The following is a 20,177-nucleotide window of genomic DNA, read 5'->3' on the forward strand; positions in this document are numbered from 1 at the left end:
GCACGCTGCTTGTTCCTTACCGCCAGGCCAGCGCGATCCAGTACGTCTTCAGCACGACGAGGTACGTGACGAGGAACGGCACCCAGTGCACGCCGGCCCAGCCGAACGCCACCGCGGTGAACATCCCGATCGTCAGAGCGAGTTTCAGGGCTTCGCCCATCACCCAGCTCATCACGGTGGCCGAGCCACCTGCCTTCAGTCGTGCCACGAATACCGCACTGGGCACCCAGCCGATCGCTCCGCCCAGAAACGCGGATTGCGCAGCGGCGCCCGGCGACTTCGAAAACAGCCACCACGCCAGCGTTGCAACCAGGGACAGGACCACTTGCGCGAACACCACCTTGTAGGGGGTCACGCGCGAGGGCTTGCTCACGTTCGGACCGAACAGCCTTTCGGCCTCTGCCCGTGTAAGCGGAACGATGTTGTTATCTTGCTGCTCGACATCCCAGTCATCGTCGGATTCACGCCGCGCGCCGGCCGCCGAAGCGGTGCGTTGCGTGCGCTGATCATCGTGCCTGTCGTCCGGCGCCTGACCCGCCATCGCAATCTTCCGCTGAAATCCTTGAACCCGACCCCAAGCTTTCTGAAAGCTTTCAGGGGTGCCTAGCTAACAAATCCGGGCGATTGTAAGCGATAGTTGCAAGTGATTCAAGGCTTTAGACGCGACAAAAACCTGCATAAAACGACGCCTCATGATGTGAAAAAACACCCGATTCGACGACGTACGATGACAGTTGTAAGGTCGGTTTTTTGCACCGGTATTTCTTGTGCGAAAAAGTCCGGTGACGGCGGAAATGACGGGGAAACGACGCCCGCTGCGGGACAGCAGGAAGCGGCGCGATCGCCGCCGGGCATCCGCTGCCATGGAGTCGTCGGGAACGACTCGGCGCGACACGCCGGAACACGCAAGACGCCGCGATCAAACCATCGCGCGCGGCGCGAGAAACTCGACCGGTTGCTCGCGCATCGATTCGTCCAATCAGTTGTCGCGCCGCCACAGAAGTTCGACTGTGGGCCGCAGCACTTATCAACAATCCTTGATCACTGCGGACGCTGTGCGCCCCGTCCGCCGCCCGAACGGCACACCTGTGCGGCGCGCATCGGCCTCGCTCAACCGTGCATGAGCAACCACGCGCCGAGCGCCGCGCTCACCAGCGCGAACGGAATCGAAACGAGGTGGAACGGCAGCCACATGCGCGGCTCCTTCGCGAGACGCACCGCGATCAGGTTCGCGAGCGAGCCGATCGCGAAACCGAAGCCGCCGACCGATACGCCGAATGCCAGCGCGCGCCAGTCGTGCGTGAACTCCGACAGCAGAATCGCGGCCGGCACGTTGCTGATCACCTGCGACAGCGCCGCGCCGGCGGCGTAGACGCGCAGCGGCGAATCGAGTTGCGCATGCGCGACCGCATCGTGCACGACGGGCAGCGCAGCCGCACTGCGCAACACGACGAACATCAGCACGAAGATCAGCAGCAGCAGCCAGTCGATCTTCAGGACTGCGTCACGTTTGACGGCGAGCAGCACGATCGCGACACACGCGAGGCCGGGCAGCGGATGGTGCGCATCGGCGAGCAGCACGAACGCGGCGAACAGCACCGCCGCGATCAACGCGTGAATGCGTTGGACGGGAAAGGACGCGGCGTCGCCGGACAGGTCGAGCGGCTTCGCGCGAAACATCAATGCAGTCAGCACGAGCAGCAGCGCCATCAGCGCGAGCGCGAGCGGCCCGAGCGTGACCACGAAACGGCCGAACGACACGCCGCTCAATTGCCACAGGAACAGATTCTGGGGATTGCCGAGCGGGGTCGCGACGGACCCGGCGTTGACGGCCAGCGCGACGACGATCACGAGCCGCCGGAACGGCAGCGGTGTCAGCGCGCGCAGCGACACCATCAACGGTACGACGACGAACAGCGCGACGTCGTTGGTGAGCCACATCGACAGCACGGCGGCGAAGCCGACAAGCAGCATCGCGAGCCCTCGCTCGGAATGCACGTGATGCACGATGCGATGCGCGAGCCACATCAGGCAGCCGGACAACTCGAGCGCCTTGGTCAGCATCAGCAGGCCCGCGAGCGTCGCGACCGTCTGCCAGTCGACGCGGTCGGCCAGTACCGAAAATGGTTGCGGACGCACCCATTGCAGCACGATCAGGCCAAGTGCCAGCACCGACAGTACCGGTTCCTGCGCGAGCCAGCCGAGCCACCGGCGCGGCGCCGGTGCGCCCGTTTGCTCCATGGGTTGCCCGTTACTCTTCGGTCGCGACGTTGCCGCGCAGGCGCGCGAGAATGCCCTCGAGCGCGTCGAGGTTGCCGAAGTCGATCAGCACCTGCCCGCGCCCGCGGCGGCCCAGCTTGATCTTCACCGTCGACGCGAGCAGGTCTGACAACTCCTCTTCGAGACGACGTGTATCGCGGCCGCCGTCGTCCTTCGCGCGCGCCTTCACGGCCGGCGCTTCCTTCGTCGTATGTGCGACGAGCTTCTCGGTCTCGCGCACCGACATGCGCTTGTTGACCACCTGATGCGCGAGCGTGATCTGCGTGGCCGCGTCGACCGCGAGCAGCGCGCGCGCGTGCCCCATGTCGAGATCGCCGGCCAGCAGCATCGTCTGCACGGGTGACGCGAGGTTCAGCAGGCGCAGCAGGTTCGACACCGCGCTGCGCGAACGGCCGACCGATTCGGCCGCCTGTTCGTGCGTGAAACCGAACTCGTCGAGCAGGCGCTGGATGCCGTGCGCCTCTTCGAGCGGATTCAGGTCCTCGCGCTGGATGTTCTCGATCAGCGCCATCGCGGCGGCGGCCTGATCGGATACGTCCTTCACGAGCACCGGCACTTCATCGAGGCCGGCCAGGCGCGCCGCGCGGAAACGCCGCTCGCCCGCGATGATCTCGTATTTGTCTGACGAAATAGGCCGTACCAGGATCGGCTGCATCACGCCCTGCGCGCGAATGCTGGCCGCGAGCTCCTGCAGGCTGCCTTCGTCCATCCGCGTACGCGGCTGGTACTTGCCGGCTTGCAGCTTGCCGAGCGCGAGCGTGTTCGGTGCGCCTTCGATCTTCACCGCTTCGGTGATATCGGCACTGCCGCCGAGCAGCGCTTCGAGGCCACGTCCCAAGCCCTTCTTCTTTGGTACCGCGTTCATGTCTTTCTTCCTCGCTTCGCTCATGTCCGGATCACGACACCTCGAACGCGCGCACGCGTTCGATCATCTCGGCACCGAACTGGATATACGCCTGCGCACCGCGCGAGCTGCGATCGAACACGACGCCCGGCAACCCGTAACTCGGCGCTTCCGCCAGGCGCACGTTGCGCGGAATCACCGCGTCGAACACCTTGTCGCCGAAGTGCGCTTTCAGTTGATCGGAGACTTGCTGCTGCAGCGTGATGCGCGGATCGAACATCACGCGCAGCAGGCCGATGATCTTCAGGTCGCGATTCATGTTCGCGTGAACCTGCTTGATCGTATTGACGAGATCCGACAGCCCTTCCAGCGCGAAGTACTCGCACTGCATCGGGATCACGACGCCGTGCGCCGCGCACAGGCCGTTCAGCGTCAGCAGCGACAGCGTCGGCGGGCAATCGATCAGCACGAAATCGTAGTCGTCGGCCACGCGCTCGAGCGCGGCCTTCAGCCGGCGCTCGCGATTGTCGATGCTGATCAGCTCGATCTCGGCGCCGGACAGCTCGCGGTTCGCGGGAAGCACGTCGTAGGTGACGCCTTCCGGACGCACGCGCGCGTCGGTCACCGACACGCCATCGACCAGCACTTCGTACACGGTCGCTTCGCAGGCGGCCTTGTCGATCCCGCTGCCCATCGTCGCGTTGCCCTGCGGGTCGAGATCGATCAACAGGACTCGTTGCTCCTGCGCTGCAAGGCTTGCGGCGAGATTGACCGATGTCGTCGTCTTGCCGACGCCCCCCTTCTGGTTCGCAACGCAGAAGATCTTTGCCATCGTTGGTGTGTTCCCTTTACCTTCAAACAAACGGCGCGCTACCGCGCGCCTTCAATTCGCGTCGTCGACGGCCACTTCGAACAGATGCCGCTCCGCATCGAGCATCGGCACCGCCAGCCGGATCGTCTGCTTGACGTGGCTGCCTTCCGGCAACCGCGCAATCTCGTCGTCCGGGTGAACGCCCTTCATCGCCCAGATCGAACCACCCGGCGCGACCAGATGTCGAGCAAGTTTAACGAAGTCGGATAGATCCGCGAAAGCGCGGGATACGATCATGTCGAATTTTTCCGGCACTTCGACACCCGGCTGCAGCGATTCGACCCGCCCGGTGACCACCGACAAGTTCGCCAGCTTCAGCTCCGCGCGCATCTGCGTCTGGAAGGCAGACTTCTTCTGCACGATATCGTTCAGCGTGACCTGCCAGCCCGGCTCGACGATCGCCAGCACGATACCGGGCAGCCCGCCACCCGAGCCGACGTCGAGCACGCGCGCCGACGTACGACCACGCAGATGCGGGACGATGGAAAGCGAATCGAGGATGTGCTGGATCAGCATCTGCTTCGGGTCGCGGATCGCGGTCAGGTTGTAGACCGCGTTCCACTTGCCGAGCAGCGCGACGTAGTCGAGCAGCTGGTTGCGTTGCGCATCCGTCAGCGTGAGGTCGAGCGCCGCCGTGCCTTCGACGAGCATCTGTTCCAGTACGTCCCGATTAACCGCCGGCGCGCGACGCGCCGTCATTGTTGCGTCGGGACGGTGCCGTCCCCCTGCTCCGCGGCCTCTGCGGCCGTGCCGTTGCGGCGGCCCAAGCCGCGCCGCTTCAGGTGCACCATCAGCAGCGAGATGGCCGCCGGCGTGACACCCGAGATACGCGACGCTTGCCCGATCGTTTCCGGCCGGAACTCGTTGAGCTTCTGGCTCACCTCGAACGACAGGCCGCGGACTTCACGGTAATCGATACCGTCCGGCAGGCGCGTGTTCTCGTTCGCATCGTTGCGCTCGATCTCGGACGCCTGGCGCTCGATATAGCCCTGATACTTGATGCCGATCTCGACCTGTTCCTTGATCTGTTCGAGCAGCACCGGATCGTCCGTCAGCGGCTCCGCGGGGCCGCACTCGCCGCCCTTCAGTCCGCATACGCCGTCGTAGCTCACACCCGGGCGGCGCAGCAGTTCGGCGAGGCTGTATTCGTGATCGATCGCCTTGCCGAGCAACGCGGTCGCCTCTTCTGCCGGCAGCGTCTTCGGCGTGACCCAGGTCGACTTCAGGCGTTCGGTTTCACGTGAAACAGCGTCGCGTTTCCGGCTGAAGGCGTCCCAGCGCGCGTCGTCGACCAGCCCCAGTTCGCGACCGATTTCGGTCAGGCGCATGTCAGCGTTATCTTCGCGCAGGCTCAGGCGATACTCGGCGCGACTCGTGAACATCCGGTACGGCTCGGCCACACCGCGCGTAACGAGATCGTCGACCAGCACGCCCAGATAGGCCTGGTCGCGCCGCGGGCACCACGCCTCCTTCTCCTGCACGTAACGGCCCGCATTGAGGCCGGCCAGCAGACCCTGCGCAGCCGCCTCTTCGTAGCCGGTCGTGCCGTTGATCTGGCCCGCAAAGAACAGCCCGTTGATCGCCTTCGTCTCGAGCGACGCCTTCAGCGCGCGCGGGTCGAAGTAGTCATACTCGATCGCGTATCCGGGACGCAGGATGTGCGCGTTCTCGAGGCCGCGCATCGAATGCACGAGCTCGAGCTGGACATCGAACGGCAGGCTCGTCGAGATCCCGTTCGGGTAGAACTCGTTGGTCGTCAGCCCTTCCGGTTCCAGGAAGATCTGGTGCGATTCCTTCGATGCGAACCGGTGGATCTTGTCCTCGATCGACGGGCAATAGCGCGGCCCGACACCTTCGATCACGCCTGTATACATAGGCGAACGGTCGAGACCGCCGCGAATGATGTCGTGCGTGCGCTCGTTCGTATGCGTGACCCAGCACGGCAGCTGCTGCGGATGCTGCTCCGCGCGGCCCAGGAACGAGAACACGGGGATCGGATCGAGGTCGCCCGGCTGCTCGTCGAGCTTCGAGAAGTCGATCGTTCGCCCGTCGATACGCGGCGGCGTACCGGTCTTCAGGCGGCCCTGCGGCAGCTTCAGCTCCTTCAGGCGCGACGACAGCGACACGGCCGCCGGATCGCCCGCGCGGCCGCCCGTGTAGTTGTTCAGGCCGACGTGGATCTTGCCGTCGAGGAACGTACCGGCCGTCAGCACGACCGCGCGCGCGCGAAAGCGGATGCCGATCTGCGTGACGGCGCCAACCACGCGGTCACCTTCGACGATCAGGTCGTCGACCGCCTGCTGGAACAGCCACAGGTTCGGCTGATTTTCGAGCCGGTGGCGAATCGCGGCCTTGTACAGGATGCGATCGGCCTGCGCGCGTGTCGCGCGCACGGCCGGGCCCTTCGACGAATTGAGGATCCGGAACTGAATACCGCTTTCGTCCGTCGCGGCGGCCATTGCGCCGCCCAGTGCGTCGACTTCCTTGACCAGATGGCCCTTGCCAATGCCGCCGATCGACGGATTGCAGCTCATCTGCCCAAGCGTTTCGATGTTGTGGGTCAGCAGCAGTGTCTTTGCGCCCATGCGGGCGGACGCCAGCGCGGCTTCCGTGCCGGCATGACCGCCACCGACGACGATGACGTCAAATTCTGTGGGAAAAAGCATGGTGGATTCCGTACGCAGAGCTGCGCACGAACCTATCAGAGAAATGTATGGGCCGAATTATAGCGGGTTCGCTTTTCACCCGAAGGCCGTCCGAATGGTAGGGTCTGTGCATTTCGGCGATTTTTTGGCTGAGGACCGGTGAAATGCGTTGGTAGGCGTACTTCGGCGATGCCTACGAGCGATTCAACGCACATCGTCGTGCCTGTGCAAAAAACCTGGTTGATAGTCGCGTCAGCATGTGTGGAACTCGTTAACTGGCCAATGCCTGTGGAGCAGCGCAACGCGCCAGACCCGACATCCTGTGCCCATCACCACACAGCATTTCTGTCGGTCGTCCCCATGCTTATCCACCGAAGCGCGCCACATCATCGGCCTGTGGAACAAGCAAGCGCAGCACCGCACAGAGCTTCCCACTATTCCGGCGCGACTTATCCGCCGGGCCAGAATCGTCGACGCATCGAAACCCGGCCAGCCCCAAAACAAAAACGGCGTGTTTCACGTGAAACACGCCGTCCGTTTCCCGCCCACCGAGCCAACAATCAAGCCGTCTTCTTCGCCAGCCCGAGGTACGTTTCGATCACACGCGGATTCTGCGCGAGTTCGGCCGCCGGCCCTTCCAGTGCAAACTCGCCCGTCTCCAGCACATAACCGTAATCGGAGATCTGCAGCGCCGCCCGTGCGTTCTGCTCGATCAGCAGCGTCGCCACGCCGGTGCCGCGCAACGCGCTGATGATATGAAAGATCTCTTTCACGATCAGCGGCGCCAGCCCGAGGCTCGGCTCGTCGAGCATCAGCAGATCGGGTTTGCCCATCAGCGCACGGCCGACCGCCAGCATCTGCCGCTCGCCACCGGACAGCGTGCCGGCCGCCTGCCGGCGCCGCTCCTTCAGCCGCGGGAACAGCGCGAACACGTGATCGAGCTGATCGAGGAAGTTCGCTTCCCCGGCCTGCTTGCGCCGATATGCGCCCAATACGAGGTTGTCCTCGACCGTCATCGTGCTGAACAGCTCGCGTTTCTCCGGTACGAGGCACATCCCGCGTGCGACGCGCTGCTCGACGGGCAATGCGCCGACGTCGTTGCCGCGATACACGACCGCGCCGGATGCGTGCCCCGTTACCGGCAGCGCCCCCATGATCGCGTTCAGCAGCGTCGACTTACCGGCGCCGTTCGGGCCGATCACGCTGACGATCTGTCCCGCCCCGACCTTGATGGCCGCGCCGTGCAGCGCCTCCACCTTTCCGTACCGCACCGCCAATCCGCGTACTTCAAGAATCGGCATCGTCGTGTCCGTCATCACTCCACCCCGCCCAGATACGCTTCGAGTACGGCCGGGTCCTGCTGCACATCCTGCGGCAGCCCTTCCGCGATCCGCGTGCCGAATTCCATCACCACCAGCCGGTCGGTGAGGTTCATCACGAAATCCATGTCATGTTCCACGAGCAACACACTCATCCCTTCGGCCTTCAGCCGCCGCAGCAGGTCGGCGAGTTGCTGCTTCTCCTGGTAACGCAGCCCGGCGGCCGGCTCGTCGAGCAGCAGCAGCGTCGGATCGCAGCACAGCGCCCGCGCGATTTCGAGGATCCGCTGCTGGCCGAGCGCGAGGCTGCCCGCTTCGTCGTACATGTGCTTTTCCAGCCCGACGCGGCGGATCTGGCGCGCGGCTTCAGCCAGCAACTGCGCTTCCTCGTGCGCATTGAGCCGCGCGATGCTGCGCCACACGCCCGTGTGGCCACGCAGATGGGCGCCGATCGCGACGTTCTCGAGCACCGTCATCGCCGGCAGCAGCTTCACGTGCTGGAACGTGCGGCCGATGCCACGGCGGACGATCTGACGCGACGTCAGCCCGTCGATGCGTTCGCCACGGAACGTGATCGCTCCGCCGGTCGGCTTCAGCACGCCGGTCACGAGGTTGAACGTGGTCGACTTGCCTGCGCCGTTCGGGCCGATCAGCCCGATGATCTGCCCCGCTTTCACGTCGAAGCTGACGTCGTTGACGGCCACCAGCCCGCCAAATTGCTTGCGTGCGTTGTCGACGACGAGCAGCGGCTCGCCGGCCACGGGCTTCGCGCGCTGCGGCAGCGGGTCGGCCTGCTCCGGCACATGCGCGCGCGGCCCGCGCGGGAACAACTTTGCGACGAACGGCCATACGCCCTGGCGCGCGTACTGCAGCAGCAGCACCATCAGCACGCCGAACACGATGATCTCGAAGTTGCCTTCCGAACCGAGCAGCTTCGGCAGCAGTGTCTGCAGATAGTCCTGCAGCACGGTCAGGATCGCGGCGCCGAGCACCGCGCCCCATACGTGCGACACGCCGCCCACCACGGCCATGAACAGGAATTCGATCCCGTGGTTCAGGCCGAACGGAGTCGGGTTCACCGCGCGCTGCAGATGCGCGTACAGAAAGCCCGATACGGCAGCGAGCACGGCCGCGTAGACGAAGATCACGACGCGCATCCACGCGGTGTTCACGCCCATCGCCTCGGCCATCACGCCGCCGCCGCGCAGCGCGCGGATCGCGCGACCCGGACGGCTGTTCAGCAGGTTCTGCACCGACACGATCGCGGCCAGCACCACGGCCCAGATCAGGAAATACAGGCTGCGACCGCTTTCGAGCTCGATGCCGAACAGGTTCAGCGCCGGAATCCCGTTGATCCCGTCGTACTTGCCGAGCAGTTCGAGGTTGCCGAACAGGTAGAACAGCGCGAGTCCCCACGCGATCGTGCCGAGCGGCAGGAAGTGCCCGGACAGCCGCATCGTCACGGCGCCCAGCACGAGCGCGACCAGCGCCGTCAGCACGACGCCGACGATCAGCGCGAGCCACGGCGACACGCCATACCGCGTCGTCAGGAACGCGGTCGCATACGCGCCGATGCCGACGAACGCGGCCTGCCCGAAGCTCGTCATCCCGCCGACGCCCGTCAGCAGCACGAGCCCGATCGCGACGATCGCATACAGGCCGATGTAGTTCAGCAGCGTGATCCAGTACTCGGGCACCTGCAGCGCGCCGGGCAGCACCGGCAGCGCGAACAGCGCCACGAGAAATACCCAGAAGGTCTTGTTGCGTACCATCGTCTTCATCGCGTCACTCCTCTTCCTCTTCCGCATGCGGCGTCACGAAGCTCCGCCACAGCAGCACCGGAATGATCAGCGTGAACACGATCACCTCCTTGTATGCGCTCGCCCAGAACGACGAATAGGATTCGAGCACGCCGACCAGCAGCGAGCCGGCGGCCGCGAGCGGATAGCTGACGAGCCCGCCGATGATCGCGCCGACGAAGCCCTTCAGGCCGATCAGGAAGCCCGAGTCGTAGTAGATCGTCGTCAGCGGACCGACGAGGATCCCGGACAGCACGCCGAGCCCCGCCGCGAACGTGAACGCGAGCCGCCCCGCTTCGGTGGTGCCGATGCCGACGAGCCGCGCCCCGAGCCGGTTCACCGACGTCGCGCGCAGCGCCTTGCCCGCGATCGTGCGGCCGAAGTACACGTAGAGCGCACCGATCAGCACGAGCGCCGTGACGACGACGAGGATGCTCTGCACCGACACCGTCATGCTGCCGATCGCGAGCGACGCGTCCGAGAACGCGTTGGTGCGCGAGCCTTCCGCGCCGAACATCACGAGGCCGAGACCGACCATCGCGAAATGGACGGCGACCGACACGATCAGCAGCAGCAGCGTCGTGCCTTCGGCGATCGGCTGGTACACGAGCCGGTAGACGAACGGCCCCATCGGCACGACGATCGCGAGCGTCAGTGCGATCTGCGCGAGCATCGGCATCGGTTGCGCGGCAAAGCTGCGCGTGATCGCGAACACCGCGAGCGGCAGCAGGATGTAGCGGCTGGCGAGCGTCGCGAGCGTGCGGCCGAGCTGATGGCGGCGTTCGCGATGCCGGATCAGGCCACCGACTTCGAGCAGGAAGCACGCGATGCCCATCACGAACAGCAGCCAGCAGGTGGCGGGGAATTTCTGCGCCTGCAACGCGGCCAGCGTCAGCGCACCGTAGGCGACGAACTCGCCCTGGGGAATGAAGATCACCCGCGTGACGGAAAACACCAGGACGAGCGCCAGCGACAACAATGCATAAATGGCGCCGGTCGTGATGCCGTCTTGCGCGAGGATCGCCGCAATCGAGAGATCCATACGTTTCGTGTATCGAGAGAAGGCTGCGGAGAAACGAAAGGCGGAAACGGCCGGGACGCGCGCGACGCGATCGGCACGTCGCGCGCCATGCGGCGGGCCCCGGTGGTTCCAGGCGACACGGGTGCGGCCGTCAGGCGCGCTACCCTCCCGACGGCGTGCGCGGCGCCGTTCGCGCCGCGCACGCCGGTTTCACGTGATGCTTGCGCTTACTCGGCCTGCAGCTTCCACTTGCCGTCGACGATCTGCACCATCACGCGCGCACGCGTGTCGAAGCCGTTATGATCGGTCGCCGTCATGTTGATCACGCCGTGCGACACGGGCAGATCCTTCACGCTTTCGAGCGACGCGCGCAGCGCTTCGCGGAACGCCTCGGTGCCCGGCTGGCCCTTCTTCAGCGCTTCCGGGATCGCCCGCTGCAGCAGCAGGCCCGCATCCCACGCATGACCGCCGAACGTCGACAGCGAACCCGCGCCGTAGGCCTTCTCGTACGCGGCCTTGTAGCCGAGCGCCGGCTTCTTCACCGGGTTCGAGTCGGGCAGCTGGTCGGTCACGAGCACGGGGCCGGCCGGCAGGATCTCGCCTTCGCAATCCTTGCCGCACACGCGCAGGAAATCGTTGTTGGCGACGCCGTGCGTCTGGTACACCTTGCCCTTGTAGCCGCGCTCCTTCAGCGTCTTGGCCGGCAGCGCCGCCGGCGTGCCGGAGCCCGCGATCAGCACCGCATCCGGGTTCGAGCCCAGCAGCTTCAGCACCTGCCCCATCACCGACGCGTCGGTCCGGTTGTAGCGCTCGTTCGATACGAGCTTCAGCCCGTTCTTCGCGGCCGCCGCGTCGAAAGTCTTGTACCAGCTGTCGCCGTACGCGTCGGCGAAACCGATGAAGCCGACCGTCTTCACGCCGTGCTTCGCCATGTAACCGGCGATCGCGTCGGCCATCAGCTGGTCGTTCTGCGGCACCTTGAACATCCACGCGCGCTTCGCGTCCATCGGCGCGATGATCTGCGCGCTCGCCGCGAGCGAGATCGTCGGCGTCTTGCCCTGCGACACGGGGTCGAGCATCGCGAGCGAGTTCGGCGTGACCGACGAGCCGATGATCGCGTCGACGTGGTCCTCGTCGATCAGCTTGCGCACGTTCTGCACCGCGCGGCTCGTGTCGGAGGCGTCGTCCAGCACGATGTACTGCACGCTCTTGCCCGCGATTTCCTTCGGCAGCAGCGCGATCGTGTTCTTTTCCGGAATCCCGAGCGAAGCGGCCGGGCCGGTGGCCGACAGCGTCACGCCGATCTTGACCTGCGCCGACGCCGTAGCCGCCGCACACACGAGGCCCGCGGCAAGCAGGGCCTCCATCCATCGATTCATCTTCATTTACGTTGTCTCCAAACGCTGCTCGAAAAAACCACGGGTCGCTCGGGCGGCTCCCGGTCCCCAAAAACAAGTTAATAAATTAACTATCTCGTCCTGCCCCGCCAATGCTCGTTTTCCCGTGACACGCCGGGCACGCGCCGCATGCCGGCCCAAACGATCGTTCGACCGTCACGATGCGCAGCGGGGGTGTCGTCAGGATGAAGAAAGCGAAGAAATGCGCGAGCGCGCGAGTGATCGTTGCGGCTGCATCGATGATCGGCGCGCAGCTCGAACCGGCCTGCTGCGGCCAAGCCCGCGACGGGTGAAACATCGAAAAACCGGCCGCTCATGCGAATACGGACGCAAACGCGGATGTCGATGCGAGCGCAACGACCCGCGAGGGCGCGGGAACGCGCATACGGGCCGCGGAACGGCTCGGGAACGCCGCGATGACCCACCGCGCACCCCATGACGAACGGACGGCGCCTGCCGCCTCTCCTGCCCCGATCCACCGTGCTGCGCTGCTCATCCAACCGTACTCCCTCTTCTGCATTGTGCTTGTAGGAGAACTGCCGACCATTTTCCCGACCGCACGGTCGGCGAAAGCCGAGTGTAACGGACGCATTTCGCGCACGCCAACCGGGTAAGCCCGAAGCGCCTGTGCAGGACTGCGCAGCGTCTGCGAACGAATCGCCGGAAACGGAAAACGGGGGACGCGCGAAGCGCGGAAAAGACGCGGTGCGAACGCAAACGCGGGAAGTGGCCGTCACGCGGGCCGATGCACCATCGAAGGAATCCGTGCACGCAAATGAAAAAGCGCTGTTGGATTCCGTCCAACAGCGCTTTGGGGTCCGGGCACTTTGTGCCTCGATTGTCTCCTCGTTCTCCACCTGCAAATTCGTTTCGCGGTGCATCAGAACTAAGGTGAATCTTAAAGAGGCTTAAGCACCACGACAACTTAGCATTTACCCCTATGGTGCATCGCCGCACGAAAATGGGGCACCAGCCTGCCGCGCGGCGCCGGCCGGAGCCTGCTGCGACGCCCTTCCCGGGCGTGCCGGATGGTGCTTCGCATCAACGCGCGGCGACGCGCACCGCATGCTCATGACGAGGCCCTGAGCGGCTTGACCCGTGCGACCATCTCGCCGACGATCCCGCGCCGGAATGCCAGCACGCACGCGATGAAGATCAGCCCGGTGACGATCGTCGCCGATTCGCCGAGCGAATGGAACCACGCGACGCCCGTCGTCGACGCGAGCCATTCGCCGATGTCGCCGAGCCGGTCTTCCAGCGCCACGATCAGCGCGGCGCCCAGCAGCGGCCCGAACAGCGTGCCCATTCCGCCGACCAGCGTCATCAGCACGACGAGGCCCGACATCGTCCAGTACGCGTCCGACAGCGTCTCGAAGCCGAGCACCAGCACCTTCAGCGAGCCGGCCAGCCCCGCGAGCCCGGCCGACAGGATGAACGCGAGCAGCTTGAAGCGGTCGGTGTCGTAGCCGAGCGAGATCGCGCGCGCCTCGTTCTCCTTGATGGCGACGAGCACCTGGCCGAACGGCGAATGCACGACCCGCACGATGAACGCGCACGCGGCCACGACCACCACCAGCACGACGTAGTACAGCGCGACGTCGTTCGACAGGTCGAGCAGCCCGAACAGGCGGCCGCGCGGCACGCCCTGCAGGCCGTCCTCGCCGTGCGTGAACGGCGCCTGCAGATAGATGAAGTAGACCATCTGCGCGAACGCGAGCGTGATCATCGCGAAGTAGATGCCCTGCCGGCGAATCGCGAACAGCCCGACGACGAGCCCGAGCAGCGTCGCGGCGACGGTGCCGACCAGCACGCCGAGCTCCGGCGTGAAACCGAGCGTCTGCATCGAGTAGCCGGTCGCATAGCCGGCCGTCGCGAGGAACATCGCATGGCCGAACGACAGCAGCCCCGTATAGCCGATCAGCAGGTTGAACGCGGCCGCGAACAGCGCGAACGCGAGCACCTTCATCACGAACACCGGATACGCGCCGATGAACGGCGCGGCGAGCAGTGCGGCGAGCAGCACGCCGTAGAGCACTTTTCTCTGCATCATTTTTCCTTGCCGAAGAGGCCCGCCGGGCGGAACAGCAGCACGATCGCCATGATCACGAACACGACGGTGGCCGATGCTTCGGGATAGAACACGCGCGTGAAGCCCTCGATCACGCCGAGCAGCAGGCCCGTGACGATCGAGCCGAGGATCGAGCCCATCCCGCCGATCACGACCACCGCGAACACGGTGATGATCATCGGCTGGCCCATCAGCGGCGACACCTGGATCACCGGCGCGGCCAGCACGCCCGCGAACGCGGCGAGCGCGACGCCGAAGCCGTAGGTGAGCGTGATCATCATCGGCACGTTCACGCCGAACGCCTCGACGAGCTTCGGGTTCTCGGTGCCCGCGCGCAGGTACGCGCCGAGCCGCGTCTTCTCGATCACGAACCACGTCGCGAGGCACACCGCGAGCGACGCGACGACGACCCAGGCGCGATAGTTCGGCAGGAACATGAAGCCGAGGTTGGTCGCGCCGGACAGCTGCGACGGCACGTCGTACGGCTGGCCCGACGATCCGTAGATCGACCGGAACACGCCTTCGACGACCAGCGTGAGGCCGAACGTGAGCAGCAGCCCGTACAGGTGATCGAGCTTGTACAGCCAGCGCAGCATCGAGCGCTCGATCGCGATCCCGAACGCGCCGACCATCAGCGGCGCCAGCGCGAGCATCGCCCAGTACGGCAGCCCGAAATACGACAGGCCCATCCACGCGAGCATCGCGCCCAGCATGAACAACGCGCCGTGCGCGAAGTTGATCACGTTGAGCAGCCCGAAGATCACCGCGAGCCCGAGGCTCAGGATCGCGTAGAACGAGCCGTTGACGAGCCCGAGCAGCAACTGGCTCAGCATCGCCGGCAACGGAATGCCAAAGATTTCCATCGACTTAGCCGTCAGAATGAGTTTCGTTGCGTGCGCAACCTTACGGCCGTTGCGCGCGCGAGCGGCGCAGCAGGCACGTCGCTGCGGCCGCCGCCGCGCGGCGCGCGACTCGCGCGCGCCGCTACGCAGCGCTTACTTCCACAACGCGCAGCGCGTTTCCTGCTTGGTGCCGAACGCCTGTTCGCCCGGAATCGTCGCGAGCACCTTGTAGTAGTCCCACGGCTCCTTCGATTCGGACGGCTTCTTCACTTCCATCAGGTACATGTCGTGGATCATGCTGCCGTCCTGGCGGATGTAGCCCTTCGCGTAGAAGTCGCTGATCTTGATCTTCTTCAGCTCGGCCATCACCTTGTCGGAGTCGGTCGTCCCGGCGGCCTGCACGGCCTTCAGGTACGTCGTCACCGACGAGTAGTCGGCCGCCTGCAGGCTCGACGGCATCTTCTTCATCTTGCCGAAGTAGCGCTGCGCCCACTGGCGCGACGCCGCGTCGCGGTTCCAGTACCAGCTGTCGGTCAGCACGAGACCCTGCGTCGTCTCGAGGCCGAGGCTGTGCACGTCGTCGATGAACATCAGCAGCGCGGCGAGCTTCATCGTCTTCGTGATGCCGAATTCCTTCGCGGCCTTGATCGAGTTGATCGTGTCGCCGCCCGCGTTCGCGAGGCCGAGAATCTGTGCCTTCGACGATTGCGCCTGCAGCAGGAACGACGAGAAATCCGATGCGGACAGCGGATGACGCACCGCGCCGAGCACCTGCCCGCCGTTCGCCTTCACGACGTCCGACGTGTTCTTCTCGAGCGCCTTGCCGAACGCGTAGTCGGCCGTCAGGAAGAACCAGCTCTTGCCGCCCTGCTTCACCACCGCCGACCCGGTGCCCTTCGCGAGCGCCATCGTGTCGTACGCGTAGTGGACCGTGTACGGCGTGCACTGCTCGTTGGTCAGCGTGTCGGCGCCCGCGCCGATGTTGATGTAGACCTTCTTCTTCTCGGCCGCGACCTGGTTCATCGACAGCGCGGTGGCCGAGTTCGTGCCGCCGACCAGCAGGTCGAGGCCGCCGCGGTCCATCCATTCGCGCGCCTTCGATGCGGCGATGTCGGCCTTGTTCTGGTGATCGGCATAGACGACCTCGATCGGCTTGCCGAGCACCTTGCCGCCGAAGTCCGCGACCGCCATGCGGATCGCCTCGAGACCGCCCTGCCCGTCGATATCCGCGTAAAGCCCCGACATGTCGGTGATGAAGCCGATCTTCACGGTATCCGCCGCGTGGGCGGCGCCGGCGGTGAACGCGGCGGTCGCGAGCGCGAGACAGGCCTGTGCGAGGGTCTTCATTTTCATTGACGTCTCCTGTTGTTCTGATGCGTTGTGGTTGTTCGAGGGCCGCCACGGCCAGCGGCAAGGGAATCGGAGCGGCGTCACACCCCGAGCAGGTCGTGCAGCGTCGGCATCTTGCCTTCCAGTTCGGACGCGCGGAAATGCTCGACGATGCTGCCGTGCTCCATCACGTAGAAGCGGTCGGCGAGCGGCGCGGCGAAGCGGAAATTCTGTTCGACCATCACGATCGTGTAGCCGCGCGCCTTCAGCGCGACGATCATCCGCGCGAGCGCCTGCACGATCACCGGCGCGAGGCCCTCGGAAATCTCGTCGAGCAGCAGCAGGTTCGCGCCGGTGCGCAAGATCCGCGCGACCGCGAGCATCTGCTGCTCGCCACCGGACAGCCGCGTGCCCTGGCTCTGCCGGCGCGACGCGAGGTTCGGGAACATCGCGTAGATCTCGTCGAGCGACATCGCGTGTTCGCGCGGCCCGATCAGCGGCGGCAGCATCAGGTTCTCCTCGCACGACAGGCTCGCGAAGATCCCGCGCTCCTCCGGGCAGTAACCGATGCCGTAATGCGCGATGCGGTGCGTCGCGAGGCCGATCGTCTCGTGGCCGGCAACCTTGATCGACCCGCTGCGGCGGCCCGTGAGGCCCATGATCGCGCGCAGCGTCGTCGTGCGGCCCGCGCCGTTGCGGCCGAGCAGCGTGACGACCTCGCCGCGATGCACCGTCAGGTCGACACCGTGCAAGATGTGGGATTCCCCGTACCAGGCCTCCAGGCCCGTGATCTCCAGCGCAGGCGTACCGCTCTCGACGCCGCTCAATTCGCGTTCCTCCCGTTCGCTGTGCTTCATGCGTGCGCCCCCGCGAGCGCCGCGTCGGCGCTGCCCATGTAGGCCTCGATGACGAGCGGATTCTTCGACACTTCCGCATACGAGCCTTCGGCCAGCACCTCGCCGCGTTGCAGGACGGTGATCGTGTCGGAGATTCCCGCGATCACGTTCATGTTGTGCTCCACCATCAGGATCGTGCGCCCGCTCGCGACCTTCTTGATCAACGCGGTCACGCGGTCGACGTCCTCATGGCCCATCCCCTGCGTCGGCTCGTCGAGCAGCATCAGTTCGGGCTCCATTGCGAGCGTCGTCGCGATCTCGAGCGCGCGCTTGCGGCCGTAGGCCAGCTCGACGGTCGGCACGTGCGCGAAATCGGTGAGGCCGACCTGCGTGAGCAGGTCCATCGCGCGATCGTCGAGCCGCTTTAGCGTGCGCTCGCTGCGCCAGAAATGAAATTCGGTGCCGAGCGCGCGTTGCAGGCCGATGCGCACGTTCTGCAGCGCGGTGAGGTGCGGGAACACGGCCGAGATCTGGAACGAGCGGATGATGCCGCGCCGCGCGACCTGCGCGGGCCGCTCGTCGGTGATGTCGATGCCGTTGAAGACGATCTGGCCGGCCGTCGGCGTCAGAAATTTGGTGAGGAGGTTGAAACAGGTGGTCTTGCCCGCGCCGTTCGGCCCGATCAATGCGTGGATCGCACCGCGCCGCACACGCAGGTTGACGCCGTTCACGGCGGTGAAGCCCCTGAATTCCTTCGTCAGTCCGCGTGTTTCCAGAATCGTGTCGCCGAGAATCATGTTCCCTTCCGTACGAAGTCAGGCGAAGCACCGGGATGCCTGGCGCAGGCGGCCGCGAACAGGTCAGCGGATCAGCGGGCTGCCCCCGGGCGCCGTGGTACGCCTCGAGGGTTGGTCTCCCGCGCCGACGCGTATGCACATTACAGAACATTGTCGCGCCGTTGGTGCAGTGCAATCATCGGGATTTGCACTTATAGGGCTGGCCGCCATATCGGCCGCGACTGCGTGCGGTTTTGCACCGCGCTTTTTTGACACGTGCATCATCACGCGTTGACCTGCTGCGGGATCCGGCACGCGCGCGCTCGACGAAAAAAAGCCGCGCGACGACGCGGCTTGCAGGGATCTTGCCGTTCGAACGGACGCGACGGCAGCTTGTTTCGCATAGCGAATCAGCGGGCGTTCGCATGACCGCCCGCTGGCATGCGTGTCAGCGGGTCGTCACGCAGCCGTCACCGCGGCCTCGGTTCGCACCGCCGTCGCTTCGCGCGCCGCGCGGCGGTCGGCACGAATCATGTCGCTCGCGCGCTCGGCGATCATCAACGTCGGCGAATTGGTGTTGCCCGATGTGATGAACGGCATCACCGACGCATCGACGATCCGCAACCCGGCGATGCCGCGCACGCGCAGCCGGCTGTCGACCACCGCGCGTTCGTCGTCCGCGCGCCCCATCCGGCACGTGCCGACCGGGTGGAAGATCGTCGTGCCGACCGCGCCGGCCGCGTCGACCAGTTCGGCCTCGGTCCGGTACTGCGGGCCCGGCAGGATTTCCTCGGGGCGATAACGCGCAAGCGCCGGTGCGGACGCGATCCGGCGCGTGAGGCGCAGCGCGTTCGCGGCGACGTGCCGATCGTGATCGGTCGACAGATAGTTCGGCGCGATCGCCGGTGCGCTGCCCGGATCGGCGCTCGTGACGTGCACGCTGCCGCGCGACGTCGGCCGCAAATGGCAAACCGACGCCGTAAAGGCGTTGAAGCGGTGCAGCGGTTCGCCGAAGCGTTCGAGCGACAGCGGCTGCACGTGATACTGGAGATCGGGGCGCGTGAGTGCGGGATCGTCCGGGTCCGATTTCGCGAATGCGCCCAACTGCGACGGCGCCATCGACATCGGCCCGCGCTGCAGCAGCGCATATTCGGCGCCGATCATCAGCTTGCCCCACCAGTGCGCGGACAGCGTATTGAGCGTACGCACGCCGTCGACGCGAAACGCCATGCGCAATTGCAGGTGATCCTGCAGGTTTTCTCCGACGCCGGGCAGATCCTGCACGACGTCGATGCCGAGCGCCTGCAGCCGCCGGCCATCGCCGATGCCCGACAGTTCGAGCAGTTGCGGCGAATTCACCGCACCCGACGTCAGCAGCACTTCCGCTCGCGCGCGCGCGACGTAATCGGTGCCGCCGCCGCGATACTCGACGCCGACCGCGCGCCGACCGTCGAAAATCACGCGCTGCGCATGCGCGCCGGTGATCACGGTCAGGTTCGGGCGCGCCATCGCCGGCCGCAGGAACCCCTTCGACGTATTCCAGCGCACGCCGCGCTTCTGGTTCACTTCGAAGTAGCCGACCCCGGCATTGTCGCCGCGGTTGAAATCGTCGGTCGCGGGAATGCCCGTCTGCTGCGCGGCCTGCGCGAACGATTCGAGGATCTCCCAGCGCAGCCGCTGTCTCTCGACGCGCCAGTAGCCGCCCGCGCCGTGTGCGTCGCTCGCGCCCGCATGGTGATCCTCGCTGCGCTTGAAGATCGGCAGCACGCTGTCCCACGACCAGCCGGCGTCGCCGGTTTCCTGCGCCCAGTGATCGTAGTCCTCGCGCTGGCCGCGCATGTAGATCATCCCGTTGATCGACGAGCAGCCGCCGAGCACGCGGCCGCGCGGATACGACAGCGCGCGGCCGTTGAGCGCCGCTTCGGGCTGCGTCTTGTACAGCCAGTCGGTGCGCGGGTTGCCGATGCAGTACAGATAGCCGACCGGGATATGGATCCAGTGGTAGTCGTCCTTGCCGCCCGCTTCGAGCAGCAGCACGCTGATGTCGGGATCCTCGGTCAGGCGGTTCGCGAGCACGCAGCCCGCGGTGCCCGCGCCGACGATCACGTAGTCGAATTCGCCCTCGAGCGTGCGTTGAGTACTCACGGCGT

16 protein-coding genes are annotated in these 20,177 nt (G+C 65.7%); all 16 read right to left on the reverse strand.

Going from position 1 to position 20,177, the window contains the following annotated elements:
* Positions 1 to 16: 16 nt before the first annotated feature.
* The 16 genes from H0X91_RS16520 to H0X91_RS16595 all read right to left on the reverse strand — a co-directional run bounded on the left by H0X91_RS16520 (position 17) and on the right by H0X91_RS16595 (position 20,172).
* Positions 17 to 541, reverse strand: a complete 525-nt coding sequence (locus tag H0X91_RS16520) for an ATP synthase subunit I (protein ID WP_006482723.1) — start codon at positions 539 to 541, stop codon at positions 17 to 19.
* A 569-nt stretch (positions 542 to 1,110) separates the two neighbouring features.
* Entirely contained in the window at positions 1,111 to 2,241 is a 1,131-nt protein-coding gene (locus H0X91_RS16525; RefSeq protein WP_196433145.1) for an SLC13 family permease, read from the reverse strand.
* Positions 2,242 to 2,251: 10 nt separating this feature from the next.
* Positions 2,252 to 3,145: a ParB/RepB/Spo0J family partition protein gene (locus H0X91_RS16530; RefSeq protein ID WP_006482728.1), complete on the reverse strand. Its 894-nt coding sequence runs from the start codon at positions 3,143 to 3,145 to the stop codon at positions 2,252 to 2,254.
* Positions 3,146 to 3,176: 31 nt separating this feature from the next.
* Positions 3,177 to 3,956: a ParA family protein gene (locus H0X91_RS16535; protein ID WP_006482737.1), complete on the reverse strand. Its 780-nt coding sequence runs from the start codon at positions 3,954 to 3,956 to the stop codon at positions 3,177 to 3,179.
* Between the two features lie 51 nt (positions 3,957 to 4,007).
* Complete coding sequence (rsmG, locus tag H0X91_RS16540) at positions 4,008 to 4,694, reverse strand: 16S rRNA (guanine(527)-N(7))-methyltransferase RsmG (protein ID WP_048988771.1); 687 nt, start codon at positions 4,692 to 4,694, stop codon at positions 4,008 to 4,010.
* Positions 4,691 to 6,661 carry a tRNA uridine-5-carboxymethylaminomethyl(34) synthesis enzyme MnmG gene (gene mnmG, locus H0X91_RS16545; protein ID WP_077056020.1) on the reverse strand — a complete coding sequence of 657 codons (1,971 nt, stop codon included), beginning with the start codon at positions 6,659 to 6,661 and terminating at the stop codon, positions 4,691 to 4,693. The genes rsmG and mnmG overlap by 4 nt, the downstream gene beginning before the upstream one ends.
* A gap of 539 nt (positions 6,662 to 7,200) precedes the next feature.
* Positions 7,201 to 7,956: an ABC transporter ATP-binding protein gene (locus tag H0X91_RS16550; protein ID WP_006496317.1), complete on the reverse strand. Its 756-nt coding sequence runs from the start codon at positions 7,954 to 7,956 to the stop codon at positions 7,201 to 7,203.
* Positions 7,956 to 9,740, reverse strand: a complete 1,785-nt coding sequence (locus H0X91_RS16555; RefSeq protein WP_196433146.1) for a branched-chain amino acid ABC transporter ATP-binding protein/permease — start codon at positions 9,738 to 9,740, stop codon at positions 7,956 to 7,958. Before H0X91_RS16555 ends, H0X91_RS16550 begins: the two co-directional genes overlap by 1 nt.
* 4 nt (positions 9,741 to 9,744) lie before the next feature.
* Positions 9,745 to 10,800 carry a branched-chain amino acid ABC transporter permease gene (locus H0X91_RS16560; RefSeq protein ID WP_006496318.1) on the reverse strand — a complete coding sequence of 352 codons (1,056 nt, stop codon included), beginning with the start codon at positions 10,798 to 10,800 and terminating at the stop codon, positions 9,745 to 9,747.
* 206 nt (positions 10,801 to 11,006) lie between these two features.
* Positions 11,007 to 12,164: an ABC transporter substrate-binding protein gene (locus H0X91_RS16565; protein ID WP_006482734.1), complete on the reverse strand. Its 1,158-nt coding sequence runs from the start codon at positions 12,162 to 12,164 to the stop codon at positions 11,007 to 11,009.
* 1,081 nt (positions 12,165 to 13,245) lie between these two features.
* Positions 13,246 to 14,223, reverse strand: a complete 978-nt coding sequence (locus H0X91_RS16570; RefSeq protein WP_006482714.1) for a branched-chain amino acid ABC transporter permease — start codon at positions 14,221 to 14,223, stop codon at positions 13,246 to 13,248.
* A complete protein-coding gene (locus H0X91_RS16575) occupies positions 14,223 to 15,107 on the reverse strand; it encodes a branched-chain amino acid ABC transporter permease (RefSeq protein ID WP_006482704.1) in 885 nt (294 codons plus the stop codon). Before H0X91_RS16575 ends, H0X91_RS16570 begins: the two co-directional genes overlap by 1 nt.
* A gap of 132 nt (positions 15,108 to 15,239) precedes the next feature.
* Positions 15,240 to 16,439 carry an ABC transporter substrate-binding protein gene (locus tag H0X91_RS16580; RefSeq protein WP_006482735.1) on the reverse strand — a complete coding sequence of 400 codons (1,200 nt, stop codon included), beginning with the start codon at positions 16,437 to 16,439 and terminating at the stop codon, positions 15,240 to 15,242.
* A 77-nt stretch (positions 16,440 to 16,516) separates the two neighbouring features.
* Positions 16,517 to 17,272, reverse strand: a complete 756-nt coding sequence (locus H0X91_RS16585; RefSeq protein WP_059721128.1) for an ABC transporter ATP-binding protein — start codon at positions 17,270 to 17,272, stop codon at positions 16,517 to 16,519.
* Positions 17,269 to 18,048: an ABC transporter ATP-binding protein gene (locus tag H0X91_RS16590; protein ID WP_006477266.1), complete on the reverse strand. Its 780-nt coding sequence runs from the start codon at positions 18,046 to 18,048 to the stop codon at positions 17,269 to 17,271. Before H0X91_RS16590 ends, H0X91_RS16585 begins: the two co-directional genes overlap by 4 nt.
* A gap of 438 nt (positions 18,049 to 18,486) precedes the next feature.
* The gene (locus H0X91_RS16595; RefSeq protein WP_196433147.1) at positions 18,487 to 20,172 is read right to left on the reverse strand and encodes a GMC family oxidoreductase; all 1,686 of its coding nucleotides are present in this window, start codon (positions 20,170 to 20,172) and stop codon (positions 18,487 to 18,489) included.
* Positions 20,173 to 20,177: the final 5 nt, after the last annotated feature.

The organism is Burkholderia sp. 9777_1386, from assembly GCF_015712265.1.
Lineage (GTDB): Bacteria > Pseudomonadota > Gammaproteobacteria > Burkholderiales > Burkholderiaceae > Burkholderia > Burkholderia cenocepacia.